25 protein-coding genes, 1 tRNA gene and 1 pseudogene are annotated in these 26,587 nt (G+C 61.4%); 17 read left to right on the top strand and 10 right to left on the bottom strand.

Translation table 11 applies throughout. The features are described from left to right. Window positions 1-21 precede the first annotated feature (21 nt). The 4 genes from pheT (at window position 22) to U862_RS0115500 (ending at window position 3,208) form a co-directional block, all read left to right on the top strand. A complete protein-coding gene (gene pheT, locus U862_RS0115485; RefSeq protein ID WP_025111218.1) occupies window positions 22-2,400 on the top strand; it encodes a phenylalanine--tRNA ligase subunit beta in 2,379 nt (792 codons plus the stop codon). Window positions 2,401-2,403: 3 nt separating this feature from the next. Then, entirely contained in the window at window positions 2,404-2,706 is a 303-nt protein-coding gene (ihfA, locus tag U862_RS0115490; RefSeq protein WP_002553164.1) for an integration host factor subunit alpha, read from the top strand. Beyond that, window positions 2,687-3,043 (top strand): MerR family transcriptional regulator, encoded by a 357-nt coding sequence (locus U862_RS0115495; RefSeq protein ID WP_003179985.1) that lies wholly within the window; start codon window positions 2,687-2,689, stop codon window positions 3,041-3,043. Before ihfA ends, U862_RS0115495 begins: the two co-directional genes overlap by 20 nt. 88 nt (window positions 3,044-3,131) lie before the next feature. Next, window positions 3,132-3,208 (top strand) — tRNA-Pro (locus U862_RS0115500). Between the two features lie 98 nt (window positions 3,209-3,306). On the opposite strand, the gene U862_RS0115505 is transcribed toward U862_RS0115500, so the two are convergent. After that, complete coding sequence (locus U862_RS0115505; protein WP_025111219.1) at window positions 3,307-3,510, bottom strand: hypothetical protein; 204 nt, start codon at window positions 3,508-3,510, stop codon at window positions 3,307-3,309. A 69-nt stretch (window positions 3,511-3,579) separates the two neighbouring features. Then, complete coding sequence (locus U862_RS0115510; protein ID WP_025111220.1) at window positions 3,580-3,855, bottom strand: hypothetical protein; 276 nt, start codon at window positions 3,853-3,855, stop codon at window positions 3,580-3,582. Between the two features lie 167 nt (window positions 3,856-4,022). Between U862_RS0115510 and U862_RS0115515 the strand changes: the two genes are divergently transcribed. Continuing rightward, entirely contained in the window at window positions 4,023-4,352 is a 330-nt protein-coding gene (locus U862_RS0115515) for a hypothetical protein (RefSeq protein ID WP_025111221.1), read from the top strand. 56 nt (window positions 4,353-4,408) lie between these two features. Here the strand turns inward: U862_RS0115515 and U862_RS0115520 are convergent, their stop codons facing one another. Next, on the bottom strand, window positions 4,409-4,822 hold the full coding sequence (locus tag U862_RS0115520; protein WP_025111222.1) for a VOC family protein: 414 nt from the start codon (window positions 4,820-4,822) through the stop codon (window positions 4,409-4,411). Window positions 4,823-5,024: 202 nt separating this feature from the next. On the opposite strand from U862_RS0115520, the gene U862_RS0115525 reads away from it, so the two are divergent. Next, window positions 5,025-6,836 carry an ABC transporter ATP-binding protein gene (locus tag U862_RS0115525; protein WP_025111223.1) on the top strand — a complete coding sequence of 604 codons (1,812 nt, stop codon included), beginning with the start codon at window positions 5,025-5,027 and terminating at the stop codon, window positions 6,834-6,836. On the opposite strand, the gene U862_RS0115530 is transcribed toward U862_RS0115525, so the two are convergent. Further along, window positions 6,833-7,777, bottom strand: coding sequence for an alpha/beta hydrolase (locus tag U862_RS0115530; protein ID WP_025111224.1), 945 nt, complete (start codon window positions 7,775-7,777; stop codon window positions 6,833-6,835). The genes U862_RS0115525 and U862_RS0115530 overlap by 4 nt on opposite strands. A gap of 109 nt (window positions 7,778-7,886) precedes the next feature. After that, window positions 7,887-8,885, bottom strand: a complete 999-nt coding sequence (locus tag U862_RS0115535; RefSeq protein ID WP_025111225.1) for an NAD(P)H-quinone oxidoreductase — start codon at window positions 8,883-8,885, stop codon at window positions 7,887-7,889. A gap of 173 nt (window positions 8,886-9,058) precedes the next feature. Between U862_RS0115535 and U862_RS0115540 the strand changes: the two genes are divergently transcribed. Both U862_RS0115540 and U862_RS0115545 read left to right on the top strand, forming a co-directional pair. Beyond that, window positions 9,059-9,934 (top strand): LysR family transcriptional regulator, encoded by an 876-nt coding sequence (locus U862_RS0115540; protein ID WP_025111226.1) that lies wholly within the window; start codon window positions 9,059-9,061, stop codon window positions 9,932-9,934. A 249-nt stretch (window positions 9,935-10,183) separates the two neighbouring features. After that, window positions 10,184-10,579 carry a hypothetical protein gene (locus tag U862_RS0115545; protein ID WP_025111227.1) on the top strand — a complete coding sequence of 132 codons (396 nt, stop codon included), beginning with the start codon at window positions 10,184-10,186 and terminating at the stop codon, window positions 10,577-10,579. A 49-nt stretch (window positions 10,580-10,628) separates the two neighbouring features. On the opposite strand, the gene U862_RS0115550 is transcribed toward U862_RS0115545, so the two are convergent. Then, on the bottom strand, window positions 10,629-11,351 hold the full coding sequence (locus U862_RS0115550) for a pirin family protein (RefSeq protein ID WP_025111228.1): 723 nt from the start codon (window positions 11,349-11,351) through the stop codon (window positions 10,629-10,631). A 212-nt stretch (window positions 11,352-11,563) separates the two neighbouring features. On the opposite strand from U862_RS0115550, the gene U862_RS0115555 reads away from it, so the two are divergent. Both U862_RS0115555 and U862_RS0115560 read left to right on the top strand, forming a co-directional pair. Continuing rightward, window positions 11,564-12,514 (top strand): GlxA family transcriptional regulator, encoded by a 951-nt coding sequence (locus U862_RS0115555; RefSeq protein WP_025111229.1) that lies wholly within the window; start codon window positions 11,564-11,566, stop codon window positions 12,512-12,514. A gap of 159 nt (window positions 12,515-12,673) precedes the next feature. Then, window positions 12,674-14,128 carry a winged helix-turn-helix domain-containing protein gene (locus tag U862_RS0115560; RefSeq protein ID WP_025111230.1) on the top strand — a complete coding sequence of 485 codons (1,455 nt, stop codon included), beginning with the start codon at window positions 12,674-12,676 and terminating at the stop codon, window positions 14,126-14,128. On the opposite strand, the gene U862_RS0115565 is transcribed toward U862_RS0115560, so the two are convergent. Next, on the bottom strand, window positions 14,093-16,969 hold the full coding sequence (locus tag U862_RS0115565) for a winged helix-turn-helix domain-containing protein (protein WP_025111231.1): 2,877 nt from the start codon (window positions 16,967-16,969) through the stop codon (window positions 14,093-14,095). The two genes, U862_RS0115560 and U862_RS0115565, sit on opposite strands and share 36 nt — an antisense overlap. Window positions 16,970-17,103: 134 nt before the next feature. Next, window positions 17,104-17,535 (bottom strand): helix-turn-helix domain-containing protein, encoded by a 432-nt coding sequence (locus tag U862_RS0115570; RefSeq protein WP_025111232.1) that lies wholly within the window; start codon window positions 17,533-17,535, stop codon window positions 17,104-17,106. Window positions 17,536-17,748: 213 nt separating this feature from the next. Here U862_RS0115570 and U862_RS0115575 point away from each other — a divergent pair, with 213 nt between their 5' ends. The 5 genes from U862_RS0115575 (at window position 17,749) to ycaC (ending at window position 22,482) form a co-directional block, all read left to right on the top strand. Beyond that, entirely contained in the window at window positions 17,749-18,672 is a 924-nt protein-coding gene (locus U862_RS0115575) for a LysR family transcriptional regulator (RefSeq protein ID WP_025111233.1), read from the top strand. Window positions 18,673-18,885: 213 nt separating this feature from the next. Continuing rightward, window positions 18,886-19,302: a DoxX family protein gene (locus tag U862_RS0115580; RefSeq protein WP_025111234.1), complete on the top strand. Its 417-nt coding sequence runs from the start codon at window positions 18,886-18,888 to the stop codon at window positions 19,300-19,302. After that, on the top strand, window positions 19,295-19,921 hold the full coding sequence (locus tag U862_RS0115585; protein ID WP_025111235.1) for an antibiotic biosynthesis monooxygenase: 627 nt from the start codon (window positions 19,295-19,297) through the stop codon (window positions 19,919-19,921). The genes U862_RS0115580 and U862_RS0115585 overlap by 8 nt, the downstream gene beginning before the upstream one ends. Before the next feature lie 30 nt (window positions 19,922-19,951). Then, a complete protein-coding gene (locus U862_RS0115590; RefSeq protein ID WP_025111236.1) occupies window positions 19,952-21,790 on the top strand; it encodes an amidohydrolase in 1,839 nt (612 codons plus the stop codon). A gap of 68 nt (window positions 21,791-21,858) precedes the next feature. After that, complete coding sequence (gene ycaC / locus U862_RS0115595; protein WP_025111237.1) at window positions 21,859-22,482, top strand: isochorismate family cysteine hydrolase YcaC; 624 nt, start codon at window positions 21,859-21,861, stop codon at window positions 22,480-22,482. Window positions 22,483-22,546: 64 nt separating this feature from the next. Here the strand turns inward: ycaC and U862_RS0115600 are convergent, their stop codons facing one another. Beyond that, window positions 22,547-23,974 (bottom strand): mechanosensitive ion channel family protein, encoded by a 1,428-nt coding sequence (locus tag U862_RS0115600; RefSeq protein ID WP_025111238.1) that lies wholly within the window; start codon window positions 23,972-23,974, stop codon window positions 22,547-22,549. A gap of 183 nt (window positions 23,975-24,157) precedes the next feature. Further along, a complete protein-coding gene (locus U862_RS0115610) occupies window positions 24,158-25,174 on the bottom strand; it encodes an alpha/beta hydrolase (RefSeq protein ID WP_025111239.1) in 1,017 nt (338 codons plus the stop codon). Between the two features lie 130 nt (window positions 25,175-25,304). On the opposite strand from U862_RS0115610, the gene U862_RS0115615 reads away from it, so the two are divergent. Then, window positions 25,305-26,192 carry a LysR family transcriptional regulator gene (locus U862_RS0115615; RefSeq protein ID WP_025111240.1) on the top strand — a complete coding sequence of 296 codons (888 nt, stop codon included), beginning with the start codon at window positions 25,305-25,307 and terminating at the stop codon, window positions 26,190-26,192. Between the two features lie 52 nt (window positions 26,193-26,244). After that, window positions 26,245-26,587: pseudogene (locus U862_RS30995) on the top strand (hypothetical protein); the annotation flags it as partial.

The following is a 26,587-nucleotide window of genomic DNA, read 5'->3' on the forward strand; positions in this document are numbered from 1 at the left end:
ACGAATTCTTAGGAGAGCAGGATGAAATTCAGTGAACAATGGCTGCGTGGCTGGGTTAGCCCGCAGGTAAATCGCGACGAGCTGGTTGCTCGTCTGTCGATGGCCGGTCTTGAGGTCGATAGCGTTACGCCGGCCGCCGGTGTATTCAGCGGCGTGGTGGTGGGTGAGGTGCTGAGCACCGAGCAACACCCTGATGCCGACAAATTGCGCGTTTGCCAGGTGAGCAATGGCGCGGAAACCTTCCAGGTCGTGTGCGGTGCGCCAAACGTGCGTCCGGGCCTGAAGATTCCGTTTGCCATGATCGGTGCCGAGTTGCCGGGCGACTTCAAGATCAAGAAGGCCAAGCTGCGTGGCGTTGAGTCCAACGGCATGCTCTGCTCGCAAGCCGAGTTGCAGGTTGGTGAGGGCAACGACGGTCTGATGGAACTGCCGGTCGATGCGCCGGTGGGCGAAGATTTCCGTGTGTACCTGGATCTGGAAGACGCCATCATCGAGGTCGACCTGACCCCGAACCGCGGCGACTGCCTGTCCCTGGCCGGTCTGGCCCGTGAAGTCGGCGCGCTGTATGCCGCTCCGGTCACGCGTCCGGTGGTCATGGCCATTCCTGCCGTGCACGATGAAGTGCGTTCGGTAGAAGTGCTGGCTCCAGCGGCATGCCCGCGTTACTTGGGCCGTGTTATTCGTAACGTTGACCTGTCCAAACCGACTCCGCTGTGGATGGTTGAGCGTCTGCGTCGCGCCGACGTGCGCAGCATCGACGCTGCCGTCGACATCACCAACTACGTGATGCTTGAACTTGGCCAGCCGCTGCACGCCTTCGATCTCGCCGAAATCAATGGCGGCATCCGCGTACGCATGGCGGAAGAGGGCGAGAAGCTGGTACTGCTCGACGGTCAGGAAGTCAGCCTGCGTAGCGATACGCTGGTGATTGCCGACCATACTCGCGCTCTGGCGATTGCCGGCGTGATGGGTGGCGAGCACAGCGGCGTGTCCGCGACCACTCGCGACGTGTTCCTGGAAAGCGCATTCTTCGACCAGATCGCTGTCGCTGGCAAAGCCCGTTCCTACGGCCTGCACACCGACGCATCACACCGCTACGAGCGCGGCGTGGACTGGCAACTGTCCCGTGAAGCCATGGAGCGCGCCACTGGCCTGCTGCTGGAAATCACGGGTGGCGAAGCCGGCCCGATCATCGAGACCGTCAGCGAGCAGCACCTGCCGTCGGTCGCGCCGATCACCCTGCGTGCGCAGCGCATCACCCAGATGCTGGGTATGGAAATGGATTCGGCGCAGGTCGAGCGTCTGCTCAGCGGCTTGGGTCTGAACATTTCCGCTGACGGAGCCGGGCAGTGGCGCGTAGAAGTACCAAGCCACCGCTTCGACATCAGCCTGGAAGTCGATCTGATCGAAGAACTGGCGCGTCTGTACGGCTACAACCGCCTGCCGGTTCGTTACCCACAAGCGCGTCTGGCGCCACAAGCCAAGGCTGAAGCACGTAGCGATCTGCCTGAACTGCGTCGTCTGCTGGTGGCTCGTGGTTACCAGGAAGCGATCACTTACAGCTTCATTGATCCGAAGCAGTTCGAGCTGTTCAATCCAGGTGTCGAGCCGCTGTTGCTGGCCAACCCGATCTCCAATGACATGGCTGCCATGCGTTCCTCGCTGTGGCCGGGTCTGGTCAAGGCGCTGCAGCACAACCTGAACCGTCAACAGGATCGCGTGCGCCTGTTCGAGAGCGGTCTGCGCTTCGTCGGTCAGTTGGAAGGCCTTAAGCAAGAGCCGATGCTGTCCGGTGTGGTTTGCGGCAGCCGTCTGCCGGAAGGCTGGGCGCAAGGTCGCGACACCGTCGATTTCTTCGACGTCAAGGCTGATGTTGAAGCGGTGCTGGGCTTCGCTGGTGCACTGGATACCTTCACTTTCGCCCCGGGCAAACACCCGGCGCTGCACCCGGGTCAAACCGCGCGCATCGAACGCGAAGGTCGTGAAGTCGGCTTTATCGGCGCGATCCACCCGGAATTGTCCAAAGCCTTGGGGCTGGATCGTCCGGTCTTCGTTTTCGAGTTGGTTCTGGCTGAAGTAGCACTCGGTAAAATGCCGAAATTCCACGAGTTGTCGCGCTTTCCTGAAGTACGTCGTGACCTTGCACTGATTGCGCACAAAGACGTCGCGGCCTCGGCGGTGTTGGACGTAATCCGTGAAAATGCAGGCGAATGGCTCACGGATCTCAGGCTGTTTGACGTGTATCAGGGTAAAGGTATTGATCCTGATAGAAAAAGCCTTGCAGTTGGCTTGACCTGGCAGCATCCATCGCGCACTCTTAATGACGATGAGGTGAATTCGACGACGCAAAATATCCTCACCTCGCTCGAACAAAGGTTGAACGCCACGTTAAGGAAGTGACGTATGGGGGCTTTGACGAAAGCTGAGATGGCGGAACGTCTGTATGAAGAGCTGGGCCTGAACAAGCGGGAAGCCAAGGAATTGGTTGAACTGTTTTTCGAGGAAATCAGGCACGCTCTTGAGGACAACGAGCAGGTCAAATTGTCGGGTTTCGGCAATTTCGACCTTCGGGACAAACGCCAGCGGCCTGGCCGCAACCCGAAAACGGGGGAAGAAATCCCGATCACGGCTCGCCGTGTGGTCACCTTTCGTCCAGGGCAGAAGTTGAAGGCCCGAGTTGAGGCTTATGCTGGAACCAAGTCATAACGACGAACTACCCGTCATCCCGGGCAAACGCTACTTCACCATTGGTGAAGTCAGCGAGCTGTGTGCGGTAAAACCACACGTGCTGCGCTACTGGGAGCAGGAGTTTCCTCAACTCAACCCCGTCAAACGCCGCGGAAACCGCCGGTATTATCAGCGCCAGGACGTGCTGATGATCCGGCAGATCCGCGCGCTCCTTTACGATCAGGGGTTCACCATCGGCGGCGCGCGCCTGCGTTTGTCCGGCGATGAAGCCAAAGACGACACCACCCAATACAAGCAAATGATCCGCCAGATGATTGCCGAGCTTGAAGATGTACTGGTGGTGCTCAAGAAATAAAAAGCGGCTTTTAAATACTTCCAGTTTTCAAAAGCTTGCGATATATTCTTGAGCGCTCTTCGAGACGAAGGGCAGATTTCAAACCAGTCGGGGCGTAGCGCAGTCCGGTAGCGCACTAGCATGGGGTGCTAGGGGTCGAGTGTTCGAATCACTCCGTCCCGACCATATTTCTCAATGACTTAGGCCAATGTTTACGACATTGGCCTTTTTCATGCGCGTGAGTTTTACGCGGCGGCTAAGAAGTCGCTACGCGCAGGCAGGACTCAATGCAGAACCCTGCGACTCTCACCGATCCTGATCCGGTCCAGTGCCCGGTTCAAAGCGTCCAGTGCATCGAGAAGTGCCTTTGCCTCAGCTTCTCGGCCATCGCCCCAAAGGCGTTCCGCCATTTTGTTAAGCGCCTGGATCGAGCGTTCGATGTCTGCGGCGGTGGTCGCGGCTGAGGTTTGTGCTGGTCTTTTGGGCATTCGGTTCATCTGCAGGAAATTGAAAACTTCTCCAGCATGATCGGCGTTCACAAGCGTTCAATCCAGAGACTATTGTTTTGGCTTGCTCTGAATGTCTTCCGAGTCGCTGGAGGTCGCCGCGTCTTTCTCGGTTTCTTTCGATGCGGCGCCGGAGTTCGAACCAGAGGCTTCTTCACCTTTCTTGTTGGCCTTTTCTTCATTGGATTCAGGCTTGCTGCTGGATTGATTGACGCCCGGAATGGCGGTAGGCGGCGCGGCGGATCCTGCCTTATCGGTTGCCAGTGAGAGACCCGAGGCCGTCAACATCAGGCTTGCCAGTACCAGGGTCGCAATCTTCTTGTTCATTTCCAGGCCTTCCGTACGAGGGATGTACCGCATTGGAGGTGCGGGCAGGGCCAAGGTGCTGTTCGTTGGACGAGCGGTAGGCAATGAAACCAGGCGGCAAATTGCTGGCCCCCAGGTTTCCCGAGACCGGGCAAACTCGCCTTTTTTCAAAAGGTTAGGTTGGCTATATGCGGACGATTGTCATAACCGTTGCAACGCTTTCCCTGGCTGCATTTGCCATGGGAGCCCAGGCAAAAGAGTTGAGCAAGAGTCATCGGTTTGCCTGTACCTGGGGTTCAGACATCGCTGCCGGTGCCCAGCAGTCGAAGCTGTCGGGGATTTCCCTGTATGGCGCGCGCAAGCAATTGCAGGTGCGCAAGTTCCAGCAGCCGTGGATGCGCATGACGGCGATGGGGATTACCGAGCAGACCTACAACAGCACGTCAAAGCTCAAGCCAGCGGCGGTCAAGCAGACCTATTACGAACAATGCGTACGGCATGAACTGGCCCAGCGATAAATCAAAAGCCCAACCCGAAGAGGTTGGGCTTTTTCATGCCTGCCGAAACGTCAGCGTCACTTGTTGCTCTCGCAATTGACCATCCACGACACGCCAAAGCGGTCCACCAGCATGCCGAAACGGGCGGCCCAGAACGTGGTTTCCAGCGGCATGTCGACGCGACCGTCCTTGGCCAGCGCATTGAACACCCGCTCGGCTTCGGCAATGCTGTCGACGTTGAGGGAGATCGAGCAACCGCTCATGCCCCCGGTTGGCCGGTCTGGCGTGGTGTCTGAGGCCATGATCATCTGGTCGCCGACTTTCAGGCAAGTGTGTATGACCAGGTGGTGATGCTCTGTCGGTACGTGTTCGGCGGCAGGTGTTTCGCCGAAGGTCATCATCGCTTCGAGTTTTCCTTGCAAGGCTTGCTCGTAGAAGGTGAAGGCCTCGCGGCAGTCGCCGTTGAAGATCAGGTAGGGATTGATTCTCATGGTGGTGGTCCTGGCAGTAGGCGCGGAGTGAGGCGATTTTCGCCAGGTTCCGCGAAAGGCGGTTAAAACATAGCAGAGCATTGGACGCCGGAATGGGCAGAGTTTTTCCAGATGTTTTTCTCATGAAAAGGCCCGGTTTCAGCACGGATCACACCTGCGGAGTACCATGGCAGGCTCTATCAGTTGTCGAGTTCACTGATCCATGCCTTTGATTTCCCGCTTCCACGCTTTGTTCGATCAGGCCCGGCGCGCCTTGTTGCTGGTCTGGGCGACATCTCGCGGGTTGTTTCTGGGCTTGGTGCTGGCGACATTGATTGCCGGTGTACTGCCGGCGCTGGCCGCATGGCTGGGTCAGCGCATTGTCGATGCGGTGGTGACGGCGATGCAGTTACACGCACAGCACGGCGATGCGCCGCTGTGGCCGGTGTTGCGTTATGTGTTGATGGAAGCGGGAGTGTTGGCGCTGTTGTCCGGTACGCAACGGGCGTTGTCGGTCCAGCAGTCGCTGTTGCGGGTGCAATTGGGACAGAAGGTCAACACGCTGATTCTGGAAAAGGCGCAGACCCTGTCACTGGTGCAGTTCGAGAACTCCGAGTTCTACGACAAACTGGTCCGCGTGCGCCGTGAGGCCTCGACCCGGCCGCTGGCGCTGGTGATGAAGTCGCTGGGGTTGATCCAGAACCTGATCATGCTGATCAGCTTCGGTGTGTTGCTGGTGCATTTTTCGCCGTGGGCACTGGTGCTGCTGGTGGTCGGTGCGTTACCGGTATTCTTCGCCGAGGCACACTTTTCCGGCGACGCTTTCCGCCTGTTCACCCGCCGTGCGCCAGAGAGCCGGCAGCAAAGCTATATCGAAACCTTGCTGTCCCATGAGGCCTATATCAAAGAGGTCAAACTGTTCGGTTTCGCGCCGTTGCTGCTGCAACGCTACCGGGACACCTTCGCCAGGCTCTACGCTGAAGACCGGCGCCTGACCTTGCGTCGCGATGGCTGGGGTTTCGGTCTTGGATTGCTCGGCACCGGGGCTTTCTATCTGGCTTATGCCTGGGTGGTGATCGACGCGGTGCATGGCAATATCAGTCTGGGCCAGATGACCATGTACCTGGTGCTGTTCAAGCAGGGGCAAAGCGCGGTCAGCAGTAGCTTGAGCGCGATCAGCGGCTTGTATGAAGACGGTTTGTACCTGTCGAACCTTTACGAGTATCTGGCCGAACCGGTGCTGGCCGCTTCCGGTCATCTCACTGTCGGCGCGCAGCCGGGCGATGGCCTGCGCTTTGAAAACGTCGGTTTCCGTTATCCGGGAGCCAACCGTGCGGCGCTGGAAGGCATCGACCTGCATCTAGTGCCGGGCAAGAGCCTGGCGCTGGTAGGGGAGAACGGCTCAGGCAAGACCACCATGATCAAACTGCTGACTCGCCTGTATCGGCCCGATCAAGGACGTATCCTGCTCGATGGCAGTGACTTGCAGGATTGGGAAGAGACCACGTTGCGCCGGCGTATCGGCGTGATTTTCCAGGACTACATTCGCTACCAGTTCAGCGTGGGGGAGAACATCGGCGTCGGTGATACTTCAGCGTTCAATGAAGAGCCACGCTGGAAGGCTGCGGCGATCGAAGGCATGGCCGCACCGTTCATTGAAGGGCTCGACCGCGGTTACGCCACACAGTTGGGTCGCTGGTTTGCCGGTGGTCAGGAGTTGTCCGGTGGGCAATGGCAGAAGATTGCCCTGTCCCGGGCCTACATGCGCCGCGATGCAGACATCCTGATCCTCGACGAACCGACTTCGGCTCTGGATCCGGCTGCGGAAGCGGCGGTGTTCGAGCACTTCAGCCAGCACACCGAAAATCGCATGACCTTGCTGATCTCCCACCGTTTTTCCAGTGTGCGCAACGCCGATCAGATCATCGTGCTGGCGGCCGGTCGAATACTGGAGCAGGGCGATCACGAATGGCTGATCGCGGCCAACGGACACTACGCCAAACTGTTCGATCTGCAGGCCCGTGGCTATCGCTAGGAGTCCTGTGCGCTACGTGCCAATGCCGGACCGGCCACATGGGGCGCAGGTTTGGACTGGATCAGCGCATCGATCGCCTTGAGGTAATTCTGCCCGCCCAGCGCCATGCTGTTGTTGTGGGTGGCACCCGGTACCAGCAGCAATCGCTTGGGCTGTTGAGCGGCGTTGAACAGTTGCTCGCTGAAGCGTGGCGGCACGAACGCGTCGGCCATGCCGTGTACGACGAGTAATGGCATGTGAATCTCGGCGATCTTGTCGATCGAGTCGAACTTCTGCGACAGCAGCCAGCGCACCGGTAACGAGGTGTTGGCCACAGCAGCCGCTACGTCGGCGAGGGAGGTAAACGTCGATTCGATCACCAGGCCCTTGACTGGCAGCGGTGTATGGTCGCGTGCGGCGTCCTGGCCGAGTTCGGCCGCCAGATCGATGGCCACGGCGCCTCCCAGGGAGTGGCCGTAGATCAGTCGTTTGCTCGGGTCGGGCTGCAGCAGTTTGAAGCGCTCCCATGCCACGCGGGCGTCTTCGTACACGCTGCTTTCAGAGGGCAGATCACCCTTGCTCTGGCCGAAACCACGGTAGTCGATGGCCAGTACCGAGTAGCCTGCCGCGCGCAATTGCTCGATGCGGAACAACTGCCCGGTGAGGTTCCAGCGCACGCCGTGCAGATAGAGGATTGCCGGGGCGTTCGGCCGTTCCGCCGGCCACCACCAGGCATGAATATTCTGCCCGGCCTTGAAACTCCTGGGCTGCAAGTCGAGTTCCTGCACGCTGCCCGGCAAACCGTGGTACCAGCCGGCCGTGCCCGGTTCGATGCGAAACAGCAGTTTGCGCTCGGTGTGTTCGAGGACGGCACAACTCGTCGGCACGCCAATGATCAGCGTAGCCATGCAGGCAAACGCCAGACGACGGCGACGCAAACGAGTCATGAAGGAAAGGAACATTTAACGGTTCACCACAGCGCAGACGAAGAAGGCTTTTTACCAGAACCCGTGGTCTGCGCGTGGCTTTTTCGACCGCCGTGTGCCCGCAACAATTACAAAATGCTGCGGTTCAATCGACCCGCAGAACGATTTTGCCGATGTGATCACCGCTTTCCATGTGCGCGTGCGCCCGTGCCGCATCGTGCAGCGAATAGACCTTGTCGATGATCGGCAGGCAGCGCCCGGCGGCCAGCACCGGCCAGACGTATTGGCGCAGGTGGTCGGCGATTTCGGCCTTTTCCTCAGAGGTGCGCGCACGCAGCAGCGAACCGGTGATCACCGCACGCTTGGCCATGATCGCCAGCAAGTCGATGTCGTTGGCCTTGCCACCACCGAGAAAGCCCAGCATCACCAGCCGGCCATCCATCGCCAACGCGCTGACATTAGCGTTGAGGTACGAGGCGCCCATGATGTCGAGAATCGCGTTAACGCCTTTGCCGGCGGTTTTTTCCGCGATGACGGCAGCGAAATCCTGCTCGCGATAATTGATCGGCTGCCCACCCAGTTCGCTGATCGCCGCGCATTTGTCCGCGCTGCCGGCGGTGGCGAAGGCTTCGATGCCGAACTCACGGCAGAGCATCAGCGCGGTCGTTCCGATGCCACTGGTGCCACCGTGAATCAGCACCCGCTGACCACGCTGGGCGCCGCCGAGGCCGAACAGGTTGGCCCACACGGTAAAGAACGTTTCCGGGATGGCGGCGGCCTGCACCCAATCCAGCCCCTCGGGGATCGGCAGGGTTTGCCCGGCGGGCACCGTGCAGTATTCGGCGTAACCGCCACCGTTGGTCAACGCACAGACTTTGTCACCCACGGCAAACTCACTGACACCGTCCCCCAGCGCCACGACTTCGCCAGCCACTTCCAGACCGGGAATCGGGTTCATGCCGGGTTTCATCGGGTACTTGCCAGCACGTTGCAACGCGTCCGGCCGGTTGATCCCGGCGGCATGCACGCGGATCAGCACTTCGCCGGCAGCAGCGACGGGTAGCGGCACACGCTTGGGTTGCAAGACATCTGGTCCACCGGGTTGAGTGATTTCGATGCGGGTCATTTCGCTGGGCAGTGTCATATCCGGTCCTGTTGCGTAGGGGGTCTGTAGGTGGGAGTTCAAGTGGTTGGCAATGATTCCCTTCAAAAGCCCTTCAGGCTTGAGAACAGTGGCGAGAATATCGGCTATTGTTGCTGCTTTCGCGCAGCGATTTGGCGGCACAGTGATGCAAATCTGCATCAACAGGAGAAGCGATGAATTGGGATGACGCACGGGTGTTTCTCGCGGTCTGCCGCGAGTCGACGCTGCGGGGCGCGGCGCGGGTGCTTGGCGTGGACCAGGCAACGGTCGGACGGCGGATCACCGCGCTGGAAAAGTCCCTGAGCGCGACGTTGTTCCTGCGTACCTCCGACGGTTATGCACTGACTGCGGTGGGTGAAGCAGCACTCAGGTCTGTCGAGAAAATGGAGCATTCTGCGCTTGAACTCGAGCGCCAGATCGAGGGCCTGGATGATCGCCTGACCGGCACGGTGCGGGTCAGCACCACCGATTCGCTGGCCATCGACTTCCTGATCCCGGCCATCGCCCGTTTGCACGCACAGCATCCGGACGTGCGCGTGCAACTGGATGCCTCCACGCAGATGCTCAGCCTGGCCAAGCGCGAAGCGGACATCGCCGTGCGCAATGCCCGGCCGGACAATCCGGGCCTGATCGCCCGACGCATCGCTCGCTGGCCCACCGGGCTGTTCGCCACGCAGGCTTACATTGATGCCCACGGGGTACCCGAGCAGGGCAGTGCGTTCGCGGGGCATGATCTGGTGGTCTATCAACCGTACCTGCAGAGCCACAAAGACCTGACGCTGGTGGGCGAGCCGATCAGTCGCGGGCGTATTGTCGCCAGTCTCGGCTCCAGCCTGCTGATACGGCGCTCGATTGCGGCGGGCATTGGTGTAGGAGAAATCCCGCTGTACATGGGCGAGCGCGACGGGCTGGTCAGGCTCTGGCCGCAGCGTACCCGGCCGCAGCCCTATGAAGTGTGGCTGGTGACCCATGCGGATCTGCGCCACACCGCACGGGTGAGGGCGGTGATTGAACAGATCGTCGAGGTGTTTGCCTCGGAAAATGAGTAGCGCACACTGGCATCTGCGAACTCACAGAACCTGACGAAACGGCCTACGCCGATAGCAGAAACCGCTGGCTTGTAGGCCGAAGGACCGAGGGCTATCGTTTCAAAGGCTGGTGCGAGGCAGCACGCTTGCACTGGCGTGACATACCACGGACGGTATCGGTAGCCCGATAAAGGTGTCGAATTGGAAGCCAGGGAATTCAGTCACTTTCAAAGCAGTGACACAACGAGTAAAGGCCAGGGAACGCAAGTCATGGGCGCCATCCGTCGCGAAGAATTCAATGCCAGGATCGAGACCATCGAGACACGAATGGATGCTCGGCTGGACGCGGTATCAATGAAAATCGACGGGTTTTTATCTGTTCAGGTAGAGCGAGACAAACGCTACGACCTGATTACGCAAGAAATGCGCAGGATTGCCGACGGCGCGCAGGACGCAGCAAGGCAAGGGGCGACCGTCAAAGCCAATGTCTGGGCTGCAACGGCCGTCCAGTTACTGGGGATAGTCGCCATCGTCGTCGGTGCTTATTACGCCAATCAAGCCAACATGTATGTCGCCATACAAACCACCCTCGCCGCAGTTCAAGCAGGCAAGGACGTTCACGCACCAAAACCGTCGATGCTGCCAACGCCTTTACCGCCACAATAAAAAACGGCCTTCAAACGAAGGCCGTTTTTGCAGGCGACAAACCCCTGCCTCATGGCATTTGCGGCAACTCCTGCGGCCGCAGATCAAACACCAGCACCTCGGCATCCACGCCATTGCCCAAGGTCAGGGCCTGGTCTTCACGCACCCGCACACCATCGCCTTCCTGCAACTGCACGCCGTTGAGTTCAACGCTGCCACGCGCCACATGCACGTAGGCATAACGGTTGGCCGGCAGTACCAGTGTCGCGCTTTCCTTGCCGTCGAACAGGCCGGCGAAGACCCGTGCGTCCTGACGTACTTTCAGTGAGCCATCAGCGCCGTCTGGCGAGATGATCAGTTGCAGGCGACCGCGTTTCTTCTGCGCGCTGAAGTGCTCCTGCTGGTAGCGCGGTTTTGCCCCGGCCACTTCCGGCACGATCCAGATTTGCAGAAAGTGCACAGGCCGGGTGGCCGAATGGTTGAACTCGCTGTGGGCCACGCCGCTGCCGGCACTCATCAGTTGCACGTCACCGGGTCGAATCACCGAGCCGGTGCCGAGGGTGTCCTTGTGTTCCAGCGCGCCTTCCAGCACGTAGGAAAAGATCTCCATGTCGCGGTGCGGGTGCTGGCCGAAGCCCTTGCCGGCCGCCACGCGGTCGTCGTTGATCACCAGCAGGTCGGAAAAACCCTGCTCACGCGGGTCGCGGTAGCTGGCGAAGGAAAAGGTGTGGAAGGACTTCAGCCAGCCATGATTGGCGAGGCCGCGGTCGGAAGCTTTGCGCAGAGTCAGCATGATGAAATCTCCTGGCGGGACGTTGATTCGTCCGAGTGAGGAGAAGGTTACTGTTAACCGCTCTGTGCAATAAGTAGATGGAAATTGAAATACTGTCCCTTTCAGGTTGACAGTTTTGCGTACTCGATCACGCATTCTTTTCGCTGCTCGCCACGCACTTGGCCATAATGCGAGCTCTGGCTACTTTTCCTTGATTTCAGTGATGTTCACCCATGAAAACCGTGGCAATGGTGCTGTTTCCCGAATTTTTACTGCTCGACATGGCCGGTCCCATGGAGGTGTTTTCGGTCGCCAACCGCTACTTGAAGGCCGACGATCATTACCAGTTGATCACCCTGGGCACCGAGCGCGGGATGCTCCGCGCCTCCAATGGCGTGCAAGTACAAACCGACCGCCATATCGACGACCCGATCCCGGCCTGTGACCTGCTGCTGGTACCGGGCGGCCCGGGGGCCTACAGCGAAAGGCACCCGCCATTGCTCGCCTGGCTGCAACGGGCGGCGGGGCAGGCTGGCCGCTATGGTTCGATCTGCACCGGGGCCTTTGTGCTGGGCCATGCCGGTCTGCTCGATGGCTATCGCGTGACCACCCACTGGAACTACACCGAACGGCTGATCAAGGCCTTCCCCAAGGCGCAGGTGGAGACTGATCAGATCTACACCGAAGACCGCAATCTGATCACCTCGGGAGGCGTGACCGCCGGTATCGATCTGGCATTGGCGGTGGTCGCGCAGGATCACGGGAAAAAAGTCGCCCAGGACGTGGCCAAGGTTCTGCTGGTGGTGATGAAGCGTCAGGGCGGGCAAGCGCAGTTCAGCCCGTTGATGGCGGCGGTGGCCCCGCAGGAAACCGCCATTACCCGCGTGCAGAACCACGTGCTGGAACACCTCGACGAGGCGTTTACGGTCGAGCGCATGGCCGGTCTGGCGAACATGAGCACCCGGCACTTTGCGCGAGTGTTCGCGCGGGATGTGGACATGACGCCGATGGCGTTTTTACAGAACGCCCGTATCGATTGCGCGCGTAATCTTCTGGAAACCACCGAGCTGCCCTTGAAGACCGTGGCTTATAAAAGCGGTTTCGGCAGCGTGCGCCACATGCGTCTGCTGTTCGCTGAAAAGCTCGGCCTGACCCCGGCGCAATACCGCAAACAGTTCAGCTAGAGCGGTTGTGTCCGTCCGGTGCATCCGGATGTCCGTGCTGCGCCCCGCACGGAGGTTGTGCCGTCACCTGCGCCTGCCAAGATAACTGCAACGCTTGGAAGGGAGAGGCGCCGGAGGCCGGAGGCATGATGCTCACGACCGCTGGCACTGGAAAACGGCATGCACAGCCACGAAGATTTGCCCGCTGCATCGGTCCTGTATTTTGGGCCCTACGCGTTTCATCTGCGCCAACGGCTGGTCCTCGACGGTGACCGGCAGTTGCGCATGGGCGGCCGCGCCCTGGACATTCTGCAGATGCTGGTCGAACGCGCCGGTCGGGTGGTGCGCAAAGAGCAGTTGATCGCCTGGGTGTGGCCAGACAGCGTGGTCGAGGAGATCAACCTGCGGGTGCACATCGCCGCGTTGCGTCGGGCGTTGGGTGATGGCGAGAATGGTCAGCGCTACATCGTCAACGTGCCGCAATGCGGCTACTGCTTCATTGCCCCGGTGCACGCTCAAAGCGTTGCGCAAGTGGTGTTCGAAACCCTGCAAGCCCCGCAGCATAATTTACCCGCTCGCTTGACTCCGGTCATCGGCCGCGATTCGCTGGTCGGCAGCCTGGTGCGACAAATGCCGCTGTGCCGGTTGATGACGCTGACAGGCCCGGCCGGGATCGGCAAATCCACGGTGGCGCTGCGCGTGGCCGAGTTGCTGCTACAGCATTATCGCGATGGCGTCTGGTACGTCGATCTGTCCCTTGCCAATGACGCTCCATCGTTGCTCGACCACCTGCTGCACACCCTCGACACCTCGTTCGAGGCGTTAGTGTCACGTCATGCCTTGCTGGTGCTGGACAATGCTGATCGTCGTCGCGAACCGGGCCGGGCGCTGGTCGAGCGATTGCAACTGGCTGCGCCCCGGCTGGCGCTGCTGGTCACCAGTCGCGAACCGTTGCACGCCCATCTCGAGACCCTGCAACCGGTTGCGCCATTGAGTTTTCCCAAAGCGTTGGCAGTGGACAGTGTTGAAGAACTCATGGGCTATTCGGCGGTGCAATTGCTGGTCAGCCGCGCTCGCGCCCGTCAGCATGATTTCCGCCTGCGCGAGCAGGATCTGCCCACCGTGTGTGACATCTGTCGTCGGCTCGACGGTTTGCCGCTGGCCATCGAACTGGCGGCGGCGCAGATCGATTCACTGGCGCTGGTGGGGCTGCAGACACAACTGGATAACGGTCTGCGCCTGCTCAGTCATGGTCGACGCACCGCGGTAGCGCGGCTCCAGTCGATGAGCGCCGCGCTGGACTGGAGCTATCAGGACCTGAAGGCCAGCGAGCAACGGGTATTGCAGCGCCTGTCGGTGTTCAAAGCGGCTTTTACCGAGGCGGCGGCGTTGCAGGTGATTGACGGTGCGCACCTGAAGGCGATGATCGAGCGTCTGGCCGCCAAGTCATGGCTGACGGTGGAGCGGGGCGCAGACCCGGTGTGCTACCGGATGCTTAACACCATTCGCTGTTATGTGCGTGAGCAGCTCGAAACCAGTTCTGAACTGAGCGACATCGTGCACCGCCATGCCCGGTACCACGGACAGAGTCGATCCGGCTCAGTCGTGCCGGGCGCGCAGCGTGTCGAGCAGTAAGCGCACCTTACGCAGGTCCGGGGTGGCGTAACCTTCGCTGAAGCGTTGGTAGATCGGGGTCAGCAAGTCCAGTGCTTCGCGGTCACGTGATTGGCGCTGCCACAGCTGTGCCAGGGACGTTGCACTGCGCAGTTCCCAGGCCAGGGCGCCCTGGGACCGGGCGATGGCGAGGGCGTCTTGCAGAAGTTTTTCTGCCTGGTCGACGGTGCAGGCGGTGCCTGGGTGATCGCTTTCGCAAGCCGGCGGGCGCTTGTGGGAGCGAGCCTGCTCGCGAAGGCCTCCCTGCGGACAACCCGACTCATCAGCCAATAACCGCTCGGCTTCGGCCCGTAACACCTCCGCCGTGCTCCAGCCCGCCGCGCCACTGCGTGCGCGCTCCAGCAAGGCGGCATCGATGTAGCGTGCATCGAGTGTGACCATCAGCTCCTTGATCAGGCCGCTTTGCGCAGGGGCGTCGGGCTCGGCCAGACGCTCATCGATAACCTGCGCATAGTGCCGCCCCCAGTTGTAGAACAGCAGCACCGAATGCTTCTGCGCCTGCTCCAGCAGCAGTTGCAACAGCGCTCGTGCGGTCTTGGGATCGCCGTTGTAGTGCGCGATCAGGCAACTGGCCAAGGCCAGGGTGTAACAGATCGAGGTGCCGTGGTTGATCTGCACGGCGATGTCCAGCGCCTGTCGCGCGGTGCGCCACGCCTGTTCGGGAAACCCTTGCAGCCATAGCACCCGGGCGAGAATGGTCAGCGACGCCACGCTCTGGTCGTACTGCACGCCGAAGCCGTGGGTGAACCGGTTGCGATAGCCGCTGTGGGCCATGCGCTGGATCACTTGCTCGGCGCTGATCCGGGCTTGCGGTTGGTCGCCGGCAAAGTGCAGGGCCAGGACACGCAGGCGGTGAGTACTCAACGACAGCAGAGGATCGTCGTGGTCACCGAGGCTGTCGAAGTGTGCGCTTTGCTGCAGTGCTGCCTGGTAATGGCCGCAACTGAGGTTGACCGCCAGGTGTCCGGATATCGCGCGCAATTGCCCGGCGACGTCGCGGTGCTGTTGCGCCAGCGCGTTGGCTTGAGTGAACGCTGCGATGGTCTCCGGCGAACCGCCCCAGGTGTGGTAGCAGGCGCTGCCGAGCGCCAGTTGCAGGGCGATTTCCAGAGGTGGGCAAGGTTGTTCGGCAGCTGCGAGCAAGGTCAGCGCCTGGCGTACATGCGCGCCATATTCCTTGAGTAATGACAGCTCCTGCCACAACGCGGCCGACGTCGCCGTCAGACGGATTCCGAGTGAACGCGAGCCGGCACCCTGCAAACTCCAGTCGAGGGCGGCGCGCAGATCCTCCAGCGCTCGGGCATAGCGCTCGATCCATTGCGTGGTTGGCGTGTGCTCCCAGTCGGCTTGCGCCTGTTCCATCAACGTCAGATAGCGCTCGGCGTGGCGTTCGCGCAGGGTTTCGCGTTCACCGCTGTGTTCAAGTTTTGCCAGCGCGTAATGGCGCGTGGTGTCGAGCAGGCGATAGAACACTTGTTCATCGCCGACATCCACATTGAGCAGTGATTTGGCCACCAGTTGCGTGATCGCCGCGAGTACCTGGGTGGGCTCGATGTGCTGCCCGACGATCACCGCTGCGGCCGAGGCCAGGCTGAAGCTGCCGCGAAACGCCCCGAGGCGGCGCAGGCAGGTCTGCTCGCAGGGGGTGAGCAGGTTGAAACTCCAGTCCAGCGTGGCATGCAACGTCTGGTGCCGTGCATGGCGCTGGTGGTTGCCTGCCGCCAGTGGATGCAGATGATCCTGCCACTGCTGCAGCAAACCGCTCAGGCCGAGGCTTTCGACCTGCGCTGCCGCCAGTTCCAGGGCCAGCGGAATACCGTCCAGGCGCCGGCAGATTTCAATGGCCAGCGGCAACTCGGCGTCGCTCAATTCAAAGTGTTCGTGGGCGACCATGGCCCGTTCGACGAACAGTTGCAGCGCGGCAAACGCCATCGCCTGTTCGCGATCGAGATCGCTTGTCGCCGGCGGGCAGTCGAGTGAATCCAGACGCTGCACGAACTCGCCTTCAGCGCGCAGGCTTTCACGGCTGGTGGCCAGAATGTGCACTTGCGGTGCGCCGCGCAGGATGCTTTCGGCGAGCAGCGCCACGGCATCGATCAGGTGCTCGCAGTTGTCGATCACCAGCAGCATCTGCCGCTCGCGCAAAGCGTTGAGCACTGCTGCCAGCGGCTGGCCGTCGTGCACTGACAGATTGAGCAGGGTCGCCAGTTGCGAGGCGATCAGCGTCGGGTCGTTGAGCGGCGCCAGATCCAGCAGGCGGACGCCGTCGCGATAGCGTCCGATCAGTTGTTCGGCGACACGCAGCGCGACGGTGGTCTTGCCGATCCCGCCCGGCCCGACCAGAGTGATGCAACGCTGCGACGGCAGCTGCTGCATCAGGCTGTCGACCAGCGGCTGGCGGCCGATCATCCGGGTGTGGCGCAACGGCAGATTGTGCCGCCCCGGAGCCGCTTCGCGCAGGCGTTGTTCGCTGGCCTGTACCGTCAGCGGCGCAACGAAACTGTAACCGCGCTGGGCCACGGTGACGATAAAGCGCTGGCCGGCCTGACCGTCGCCCAATGCTTTGCGCAGGGCAGCCATGTGTACCCGCAAATTGATGTCTTCGACGACGCTGTCCGGCCACACGCCGGCGAGCAACTGCTGTTTGCTCACCACTTCACCGGCATGTGCCAGCAGCATCAACAGAATATCCATGGCACGCCGGCCCAGACGCAGCGGCTGGTCGCCTTCCATGACCAGTCGCTGCCCGGTGTAGATCCGATAAGGGCCGAAGCCGATGGCCTGGTTCGGGGAAAGACTCAACAGCACACTCCTGCGGTGATGCGGCGATCCCGGCACAGGCGCGCTGCGTGAAGACGCAGCCCGTCTGGTGCAAGGTATCGCAGCATATTCCTCAGGTTTGGCCATCAGTGCAACGGCAGGCTCTCGGGTAATGCTCAAAAGCTCATGGGCCGTGTTCGGGGGTCTTTGCCTTCGCGCATGACCTGGCAGCGCCAGGCGAACGGGTTGATCCCTTCGCTGCGGGTGAACATGTGACAGAAGTGCGCTTGATCGCAGAAGCCGCATTCCAGGCTGATTTGCGTCAGGCTCAGGCCGGTGTGGCGGATCAGCAGCTTGGCGCGGGCGATGCGCTGCTCGCGGATCCAGTCCTGCGGTGCCAGGCCTGTGCTGGCCTTGAACGCCCGGGAGAAATGGCTGCGCGACAGCGAGCAGGCACGTGCCAGCTCGGCCACTTCCAGGCTTTCTCCGAGGCGTTCGAGGATCAGTTGTTTGACCTGCCGCTCGCGTTGCGGGCTGAGGCCGCCGAGGGGCGGCTTGCGGGGTTCGCAGGCAGGGGCGAGGGCGACGGATTGCTGTAGATGAGCCATGGCCAAAGTCCGTGTCGTGGGAGGGGACACCCGCCGGGTGCGTTCCCTCGGGGCAAAAAAACAACGCTGCGCAGAGGCCTTCATTGTTAAGACGGGCCGCGCAGACTGACGAGTTAATCGTTGTTAATTCGCAGACCTGACCCGGGCGCAAACCCGCGATGATCGCGTAAAGTGCACAGCACTTGCGCCTGGTCATCGAAGGAATTGGAGCCCATGAACCGTAACGATCTACGCCGCGTCGACATGAACCTGCTGGTGATTTTCGAAGCGCTGATGTTCGAAAAGAACCTGACCCGCGTCGCCGAAAAACTGTTCATGGGCCAACCGGCGGTGAGTGCCGCGCTGGGCCGTTTGCGCGATTTGTTCGACGACCCGTTGCTGCTGCGCAACGGCCGTGGCATGGAGCCGACCGCCCGCGCGCTGGCGATTCTGCAAGAGCTGCAACCGGCGATGGACGTGATTTCCGGCGCGGTCAGCCGGGCCAAGGAGTTCGATCCGGCGAGCAGTTGCGACGTGTTCCGCATTGGCCTGTCGGACGACGCCGAGTTCGGCCTGTTTCCACCGCTGCTGCGCAAGCTTCAGCAAGAGGCGCCGGGGATCGTCGTCGTGGTGCGGCGCGCCAACTACCTGCTGATGCCGGCGCTGCTGGCGTCCGGGGAAATCTCCGTCGGTGTGAGCTACACCACCGATCTGCCGGCCAACGCCAAGCGCAAGAAACTGCGCGACATCCCCTGCAAGGTGCTGCGCGGCGATGACCGCCCGGGGCCGCTGACCCTCGATGAATACTGCGAGCGCCCGCATGCGATGGTGTCGTTTTCCGGTGACTTGAGCGGCAACATCGACCTGGACCTGGCCAAGCTCGGTCGCCGGCGGCGTGTGGTGCTCGGTGTGCCGCAGTTCAGTGGCTTGCGCGCCTTGCTCGCCGGCACTGAAATGATCGCCACCGTGCCGGATTACGCCGCCTGTGCGTTGGTCGAAGGTTGCACATTGCGCGCCGAAGATCCGCCGTTCCCGATCGAAGCCGCGCAGCTGTCGATGGCTTGGAGCGGGGTGCATGACAACGACCCGGCGGAGCGCTGGCTGCGTTCGCGGATCAGTCAGTTCATGGCGGCGCCGCTGGACATCCCACCCGTGTGAAAACACCACAATCCCCTTGTGGGAGGCTTGCTCGCGAACGCGATGTGTCATTCAACAATCATGCGGGTTGACCCGACGCCATCGTCGGATCACCGCCCGGAGCAAGCCCGCTCCCACAGGAATCCGGCGCGTCTGAAAGAGAGCACATCCATCCAATTTCCCCCCGCCCGCACCGAGCATGATTGACCCCGATAAGAAATAAAGGGTGAGGTCATGAACGCTTTGCAACGGGATGAACGGGCGCACGACGTCGGCTTGCTGTTTCTGCGGGTCAGCGGCGGACTGTTTCTGCTGTGGGTTCACGGTTTGCCCAAGCTGTTGAACTTCAACGCGCAATTGCAGCAGATCGAAGACCCGTTCCACCTCGGCGCCCATCTGACCTTGTGTCTGGCGATTTTTGCCGAAGTCCTGTGTCCGCTACTGATCGTCGGCGGGGTGCTGGCGCGATTGGCCTGCTTGCCTATTCTCTTTGTGCTGCTGGTGGCGCTGCTGGTCGTGCATCCGCAATGGAGTGTGGCCGAGGGGCAGTTCGGCTGGTTGCTGTTGATCCTGTTCGCCACTGTGTTCATCGCCGGGCCGGGACGGCTGGCGTTCAATGTTCGCCTGTCCGGAGTGCTGCGTTATGCCTGAAGCCCTGAGTCCACAAGCACCGGGGTCTGATGAGACCGTCACCCTGATCGTCAAGCACCGGGTCAAGGCCGGATTTGAACAACCCTATGAGGCATGGCTGCGCAACATCGTGCGGGTCGCCGGGCAACGCGAAGGCCACCTCGGGGTGGACGTGGTGCGCGGCAAGCTTGGCGGCCTCGACACCTACACGTGTGTACTGCGTTTTTGCTCCACCGCGGCCATGCAGCTGTGGCTGGAGTCGCCACAGCGTCAGGCGCTGGTCGATGAAGCGACGCCGATGCTTGCCGACGGTGATCAGACCGAAGTCGCGCCGATCAATGAATTCTGGTTTGCCCCGTTGGCCGATGCCGCCCGGCCACCGCCGCGCTGGAAACAAGCGGTAATCACGCTGCTGGTGATTCTGCCGCATACCTTGCTGGTGCCACTGATCTGGGCGCCGCTGCTAAAGCTGCATCCGCTGCTTTCCAACTACGTGGTTGCCACGTTTCTGATCACCCTGACCATCGTCCTGTCGGTGGTGTACGTGTTCATGCCCCGCGTGACCCGGTTGTTTGCGCCGTGGCTGGAAGCCGGTCAGGCCCATGCCCACATCGAACCGGCCAAACAGCCGTCACGCTGAACCCCATTCATTTACTCGGAAGGAACTGCGATGAACGCCGATCTGATTCTGTTCAATGGTCAATTTCATACCGTCGACCGCAGCAAACCGCTGGCCAGTGCCGTGGCGATCAAGGACGGGCGCTTTGTCGTCGTCGGTAACGACACCCAGGCCATGGCCCTGCGCGGTTCGGCCACGCAAGTGATCGACCTGCACGGCCGCTGCGTGATCCCCGGCCTCAATGACTCGCACTTGCACCTGATCCGTGGCGGCCTGAACTACAACCTCGAACTGCGCTGGGAAGGCGTGCCGTCGCTGGCCGATGCGCTGCGCATGCTCAAGGAACAGGCCGACCGCACGCCAACCCCGCAGTGGGTGCGCGTGGTCGGTGGCTGGAACGAATTCCAGTTCGCCGAAAAACGCATGCCGACCCTCGAAGAACTCAACCAGGCCGCGCCGGATACGCCGGTGTTCGTCCTGCACCTGTATGACCGCGCGCTGCTCAACCGTGCCGCACTGCGGGTTGCCGGTTACACCCGCGACACACCAAACCCGCCGGGTGGCGAGATCGTCCGGGATGCCAATGGCAACCCGACCGGGATGCTGGTGGCGCGGCCGAACGCGATGATTCTGTATTCGACACTGGCCAAGGGGCCGAAACTGCCGCTGGAATATCAGGTCAACTCGACCCGTCAGTTCATGCGTGAACTCAATCGCCTCGGCCTGACCAGTGCGATCGATGCCGGCGGTGGTTTCCAGAACTATCCGGACGACTATCAAGTCATCGAGCAACTGGCCAAGGACGACCAGTTGACCGTGCGCATCGCCTACAACCTGTTCACCCAGAAACCGAAAGAAGAGCTCAGCGATTTCCAGAACTGGACCGGCAGCGTCACCCTGCACCAGGGCGACGATTACCTGCGGCACAACGGCGCCGGCGAGATGCTGGTGTTCTCCGCCGCCGACTTCGAAGACTTCCTCGAACCGCGCCCGGACCTGCCGCAGACCATGGAACAGGAGCTGGAGCCGGTGGTGCGCCACTTGGTCGAGCAGCGCTGGCCGTTCCGTTTGCACGCCACGTACAACGAGTCGATCAGCCGCATGCTCGACGTGTTCGAGAAGGTCAACCGTGACATTCCGTTCAACGGTCTGCCGTGGTTCTTCGACCACGCCGAAACCATCACCCCGCAGAACATCGAGCGGGTGAGGGCGCTGGGCGGTGGTATCGCGATTCAGGACCGCATGGCGTTCCAGGGTGAGTACTTTGTCGATCGTTACGGCAAGCAGGCCGCTGAGGCCACGCCGCCGATCAAACGCATGCTCGCCGAAGGTGTGCCAGTGGGCGCCGGCACCGACGCCACGCGGGTTTCCAGCTATAACCCGTGGACGTCGCTGTACTGGATGGTCAGCGGCCGTACCGTCGGTGGCCTGGCGTTGTACGAAGAGGGTCTGCCGCGCACCACCGCGCTGGAACTGTTCACTCACGGCAGTGCGTGGTTCTCCTCCGAGCAGGGCAAGAAGGGCCAGATCAAGGTCGGGCAACTGGCGGATCTGGCGGCGCTGAGCGCTGATTTCTTCCACGTCGAGGAAGAAGCGATCAAGTGGATCGAGTCGGTGCTGACCGTGGTCGGCGGCAAGATCGTCTACGCCGCCGGCGATTTCGAAGACCTCGGCCCACGCTCGATTCCAGTGCTGCCGGACTGGTCGCCAGTGGTCAAGGTCCCGGGCCACTGGCGGCCGAATTCGCCGTTGCAGGCGCAGGTGCACCAGTGTGTCGGGGCCTGCGCGGTGCACTCGCACAGCCACGAAAAAGCGCGCCTGTCGAACGCACCGGTCAGCGACTTTGCCGGGTTCTGGGGCGCCTTCGGCTGTTCCTGTTTCGCCTTCTGACGAATACAAAAAAAGCGCCGGCCAACCGGCACGGCGCTTCCTGCAACATCCATCCCAAGGAGTTTCCCATGAGCGTTCCCTACAAGCGTCTGAACAAAGATGATGCGGTCGTGTTGCTGGTCGATCACCAGACCGGTCTGATCTCGCTGGTGCAGGATTTCACGCCCAACGAATTCAAGAACAACGTGCTGGCGCTGGGCGACATCGCCAAGTTCTTCAAACTGCCGACCATCCTCACCACCAGCTTCGACGCCGGTCCCAACGGCCCGATCGTGCCTGAGCTGCGTGAGCAGTTTCCGGATGCGCCGTTCATTCAGCGCCCAGGCCAGATCAATGCCTGGGACAACGAAGACTTCGTCAAGGCGATCAAGGCCACCGGCCGCAAGCAACTGATCATCGCCGGTGTGGTGACGGACGTCTGCGTGGCGTTCCCGACCCTGTCGGCCATCGCCGAAGGCTATGACGTGTTCGTGGTCACCGACTCGTCCGGCACCTTCAACACCACCGTGCAACAAGCCGCGTGGGCGCGGATGTCGGCCGCCGGTGCACAACTGTTGAACTGGTTCTCGGTGGCGTGCGAGCTGCAGGGCGACTGGCGCAACGACATGGAAGGCCTGGCGCACCTGCTGTCGGAACGCCTGCCGAACTATCGCAACCTGATCAACAGCTACACCAAGTTCACTGCCAAGTAAGAAAATCAAAAGATCGCAGCCTGCGGCAGCTCCCTGGAGACCGCATGGCTGCGATTTTTTGCTGTCAGCGCTTCTGCAGCCAACCGAGAAACCCACCCTTGCGCATTGGCGCCGGTTTCGCCATCAACGCGAGGCGGCTGTTCTGCTGCCGCACGGCCTGCAGTTTGTTCAGCGCCTGGCCGACTGCGCTGCGTTGCTCCATGCATTGGCGGGTCAGGGCTTTATCGAGGCGATAGATGATGCTCGACGTCAACGCAGTGAACGTGGCCTGCGACGGCGTGTCGGCGAGGATGCTCTGTTCGCCCATGACCTCGCTCGGCCCCATGCGCCCGGCTTCGGTCTGGCCATTGCCATCGGGCACGGTCGCGCTGACCACGCCAGTGGCGATCACAAACAGACTCTCGGGAACCTCATCCAGACCCAGCACCACCTGACCGGCGGCGTACTGTTGCGCGACCATCGATTCAGCAAGGCGATCGCGTTCCTCATGACTCAACGAGCGGAAGACTTTCACTTCATCGAGCAGCGCCCGGGCGCGGGTCGAAGGCTCGATCACGCCATCGGGGTGTCGGGAAATACCTGCGGCTTCGAGATGACGGTGGGCGAGGTCGAACAGTTGATTACGCACCTCGCCTTTCTTGCCCAGTTCACTGATGAAGCCGCTGGCGACGTACTCCGACGTCTCTTCCCCGGCCTCTTTCAACACGGCTTTGGGCGGCGGGTTCAACAGCAGGCTGCTGCTGCCCTGCAGTGTGCGGTCGAGGGCGTCGAGCACCCGCCGTGGGCGGATATGATTCGGCACCTTGATGCTGATCGAGACGCCGTGCAGGTTGGTCGGACGACTGAGATTGACGATCTTCGCCTTGGCCGCCACCGAGTTCGGCACCACGGCCAGAGTGCCGGTGCTGGTCAGCAGGTGCGTGGCGCGCCAGTCGATGTCGAGTACCTTGCCCTCGACGCCGTCGATCACTACGAAATCGTCCACCTGATACGGCTTGGTGGTGTTGAGCACGATTCCGGAGAACACGTCGCTCAGGGTGCTTTGCAGTGCCAGGCCGACGACGATCGCCACCACCCCGGAAGTCGCCAGCAAACCCTTGACCGGCAGCTCCAGCACATAACCGGCGGCCGCGACGATCGCTGCCAGAAACACCAGCGCGCCAATCACGTCCTGCAACAGCCGACCGCTGTGGCCGATACGCCGCATCAGTGCCAGGCCGATCACTTCAGTCAATACGCGCGCGGCGTACAGCCACCAGACAATCCCCAGCGCGGTCGCGCCAAGTTGCGCGACGCGGTCATCGGCAAACACCGGCGCCAGCAACGGGCTGATGCCGGCATTGATGATCAGTGCACTGAAACCAAGAAACAGCACCAGCCGCATGCCGACTCTCGGTGCGCGATGTTTGAACGGCGCGAGGTGCCAGAGCAGGGCATCGAGCAGGAGCAAGGCGGCGCTCCAGGACAGTGGATGGGTAAGGAGGAAAGACATGGCATGCTCCGGCAAGACGTGGATGGGCGGTCTGGCAAGGCAAAAGCGTGGCGAAGGCGCTTGCCCCCGTTGGGTTGTGAAGCAACCCCAAAATGCCTTCGCGACTGCTGTGCAGTCGAACGGGGTCAAGCGCTCTCGCCACAGTTGAATGGATTCGCCACACAAGGTTGTGTGGCGAAGGCATCAGTTCAGATGTGTCTTCAGCTCAGCCGCCGCCTGCCGCACAGCGGCTTTGACTTCCGGAATCTGACTCAGCGGATTGAGCAAGCCAAAGTCATGAATCATCCCGTTGTACCGCACCGAGGTCACCGGCACACCCGCCGCATCCAGATGCCGCGCATAGCCTTCACCCTCATCACGCAGCACGTCGAACTCGGCGGTCTGCACCAGCGCCGCGGGCAAGCCCTTGAGCTGTTCGCTGCTGGCGTTGAGCGGCGAGGCGTGGATCTGCGCACGCTCCGCAGCGTTGGTGGTGTAGCTGTCCCAGAACCACTGCATCATGCCTTTGGTGAGGAAATGCCCTTCGGCAAACTGCTGGTACGAGCCGTCGTCGAACTGTGCGTTGGTCACCGGCCACATCAGCAGCTGGAAGCGCAGGGCCGGGGTTTTCTGTTCCTTGGCCATCAGCGCCACGACCGCCGCCATGTTGCCGCCGACGCTGTTGCCGGCCACCGCCAGACGCTTGCCATCGACGCCAATGTCCTTGCCATGTTCAGCCACCCATTGGGTCGCGGCGTAAGCCTGATTGATCGCCGTCGGGTACTGCGCTTCCGGCGATGGCGTGTAATCCACGTACACCGCGACCGCTCCAGAACCCACCACCAGATCGCGAATCAAGCGCTGGTGCGTCGGGTAATCGCCCAACACCCAACCGCCACCGTGGAAGAACATGAACACCGGCAACTCGCCCTTGACCTTGGCCGGACGCACCACTTTGAGGTTGATCACCTGACCATCGACGGTGATCGCCTTGTCGCTGACTTCAACCCCGGACAGGTCGACTTTTACCGACGCTTGCGCACCGGTCAGCACCGCGCGGGCATCCTTCGGGCTCAGTTGTTCCAGCGGTTTGCCACCGCCGGCGGCGAGGGCTTCGAGGAACGCCTGGGTGTGGTGTTCGACACCCGAGCTGCCGGCGGCAAAAGCGTTGCCGATGGACAGGGCGAGGAGGGACGCGGTCAGGGTCTTGGTGAGGTTCATGCTCAATTCCTTTTTTCGAGAGTTTGTTGTGTGGTGGCGGGCTGTTTTCAAACCGTGAACACAGATTAATGAGCTGTCGAAAAGTGAAAAAGCGGCTATAAAGCGTTTGACTGTCTACCAGAGAGTGACAATGAACCCGTTCGAAGACATGCGTATTTTTTGTCAGGTCATGGACTCCGGCAGCTTTACTGCGGCGGCTGATCAGTTGGGCCTGTCCAAGCAGTTCGTCAGCCGCCGTTTGATGCAGCTTGAAGAGCGTCTCGGTGTACGGCTGTTGAACCGCTCCACGCGGCGTCTCGACGTCACGCCACTGGGCCAGAGTTATTACGAATCGGCATTGCGCCTGCTGGGCGAAGTCGAGCAGGTCGAACAAGGCATCGCCGGCCAGACCGCCGAGCCACGCGGGACCATTCGCGTCAGTGCGCCGCTGTCGTTTGCCGTGGCGCATCTGGGCTGTCTGTTGCCACTGTTCCTGCAGCGCTATCGCGAGGTCACGGTGGAGGTGGATTTGAGCGACCGCCCGGTGGACCTGCTCGGCGAAGGCTACGACCTGGCGTTGCGTATCGGTGTGCTGGAGGACTCGACGCTGATTGCCCGGCGCATCGCGTCCATCGAGCGGGTGTACTGCGCGAGCCCAGCGTACCTGGCCGAACGCGGCACACCGCTCAAACCCGAAGACCTGCACAGCCACGACTGCCTGCCTTACGGACACGGTCGTTCGGTGCAGTGGCGTTTCAACGCGGGGCAGGGCAAGCCGTTGCTGGTGAACGTCACCGGGCGCATGCGGGTGAACAACGGCGAGTTGCTGCGCGATGCGGCGGTGCAGGGGATGGGGATCACTTATCTGCCGACGTTCATTGTTGGCGCAGCGCTGAACGACGGGCGACTGCTGCCGGTCCTTGATGACTACAGGCCTGAGCCGCTGACCCTGTCGGCGGTGTATCCGCAACATCGCCAGGCCTCGCGGCCGGTGCAGGCGCTTGTCGAATTCCTGCGCGAACGCCTGAATCAGATGTGACCACGCCAAAAATGTGGGAGCGGGCCTGCTCGCGAAAGCGGTGGTTCAGGCGATGAAGATGTTGGCTGTGCCGACGCCTTCGCGAGCAAGCCCGCTCCCACAAGAGTTCAGCCAGAACGCAAGATTTGCATACTCCACAAAACCTGTGGGAGCGAGCCTGCTCGCGAAATCGGTGGTTCAGTCGATGAAGATGTTGGCTGGACCGACCCCTTCGCGAGCAAGCCCGCTCCCACAAGAGTTCAGCCAGAACGCCAGATTTGCATACTCCACAAAACCTGTGGGAGCGAGCCTGCTCGCGAAAGCGGTGGTTCAGGCGATGAAGATGTTGGCTGTGCCGACGCCTTCGCGAGCAAGCCCGCTCCCACAAGATTTCAGCCAGAACGCAAGATTTGCAT

The sequence above is a fragment of the Pseudomonas sp. H1h genome (assembly GCF_000633255.1).
In the GTDB taxonomy this organism is placed as follows: Bacteria; Pseudomonadota; Gammaproteobacteria; order Pseudomonadales; family Pseudomonadaceae; genus Aquipseudomonas.

What these genes read in the sequence shown, in the direction of transcription:
- U862_RS0115585 (WP_025111235.1), top strand. Translation starts at nt 19,295, where the DNA reads ATGCCTGAAGCCCTGAGTCCACAAGCACCGGGGTCTGATGAGACCGTC.
- U862_RS0115505 (WP_025111219.1), bottom strand. Translation starts at nt 3,510, where the DNA reads ATGCCCAAAAGACCAGCACAAACCTCAGCCGCGACCACCGCCGCAGAC.
- U862_RS0115600 (WP_025111238.1), bottom strand. Translation starts at nt 23,974, where the DNA reads ATGTCTTTCCTCCTTACCCATCCACTGTCCTGGAGCGCCGCCTTGCTC.
- U862_RS0115590 (WP_025111236.1), top strand. Translation starts at nt 19,952, where the DNA reads ATGAACGCCGATCTGATTCTGTTCAATGGTCAATTTCATACCGTCGAC.
- U862_RS0115510 (WP_025111220.1), bottom strand. Translation starts at nt 3,855, where the DNA reads ATGAACAAGAAGATTGCGACCCTGGTACTGGCAAGCCTGATGTTGACG.
- U862_RS0115550 (WP_025111228.1), bottom strand. Translation starts at nt 11,351, where the DNA reads ATGCTGACTCTGCGCAAAGCTTCCGACCGCGGCCTCGCCAATCATGGC.
- U862_RS0115580 (WP_025111234.1), top strand. Translation starts at nt 18,886, where the DNA reads ATGAACGCTTTGCAACGGGATGAACGGGCGCACGACGTCGGCTTGCTG.
- U862_RS0115555 (WP_025111229.1), top strand. Translation starts at nt 11,564, where the DNA reads ATGAAAACCGTGGCAATGGTGCTGTTTCCCGAATTTTTACTGCTCGAC.
- U862_RS0115545 (WP_025111227.1), top strand. Translation starts at nt 10,184, where the DNA reads ATGGGCGCCATCCGTCGCGAAGAATTCAATGCCAGGATCGAGACCATC.
- U862_RS0115525 (WP_025111223.1), top strand. Translation starts at nt 5,025, where the DNA reads ATGCCTTTGATTTCCCGCTTCCACGCTTTGTTCGATCAGGCCCGGCGC.
- U862_RS0115560 (WP_025111230.1), top strand. Translation starts at nt 12,674, where the DNA reads ATGCACAGCCACGAAGATTTGCCCGCTGCATCGGTCCTGTATTTTGGG.
- U862_RS0115615 (WP_025111240.1), top strand. Translation starts at nt 25,305, where the DNA reads ATGAACCCGTTCGAAGACATGCGTATTTTTTGTCAGGTCATGGACTCC.
- U862_RS0115570 (WP_025111232.1), bottom strand. Translation starts at nt 17,535, where the DNA reads ATGGCTCATCTACAGCAATCCGTCGCCCTCGCCCCTGCCTGCGAACCC.
- U862_RS0115540 (WP_025111226.1), top strand. Translation starts at nt 9,059, where the DNA reads ATGAATTGGGATGACGCACGGGTGTTTCTCGCGGTCTGCCGCGAGTCG.
- U862_RS0115495 (WP_003179985.1), top strand. Translation starts at nt 2,687, where the DNA reads ATGCTGGAACCAAGTCATAACGACGAACTACCCGTCATCCCGGGCAAA.
- U862_RS0115535 (WP_025111225.1), bottom strand. Translation starts at nt 8,885, where the DNA reads ATGACACTGCCCAGCGAAATGACCCGCATCGAAATCACTCAACCCGGT.
- U862_RS0115515 (WP_025111221.1), top strand. Translation starts at nt 4,023, where the DNA reads ATGCGGACGATTGTCATAACCGTTGCAACGCTTTCCCTGGCTGCATTT.
- U862_RS0115530 (WP_025111224.1), bottom strand. Translation starts at nt 7,777, where the DNA reads ATGTTCCTTTCCTTCATGACTCGTTTGCGTCGCCGTCGTCTGGCGTTT.
- U862_RS0115520 (WP_025111222.1), bottom strand. Translation starts at nt 4,822, where the DNA reads ATGAGAATCAATCCCTACCTGATCTTCAACGGCGACTGCCGCGAGGCC.
- pheT (WP_025111218.1), top strand. Translation starts at nt 22, where the DNA reads ATGAAATTCAGTGAACAATGGCTGCGTGGCTGGGTTAGCCCGCAGGTA.
- U862_RS0115610 (WP_025111239.1), bottom strand. Translation starts at nt 25,174, where the DNA reads ATGAACCTCACCAAGACCCTGACCGCGTCCCTCCTCGCCCTGTCCATC.
- U862_RS0115575 (WP_025111233.1), top strand. Translation starts at nt 17,749, where the DNA reads ATGAACCGTAACGATCTACGCCGCGTCGACATGAACCTGCTGGTGATT.
- ycaC (WP_025111237.1), top strand. Translation starts at nt 21,859, where the DNA reads ATGAGCGTTCCCTACAAGCGTCTGAACAAAGATGATGCGGTCGTGTTG.
- ihfA (WP_002553164.1), top strand. Translation starts at nt 2,404, where the DNA reads ATGGGGGCTTTGACGAAAGCTGAGATGGCGGAACGTCTGTATGAAGAG.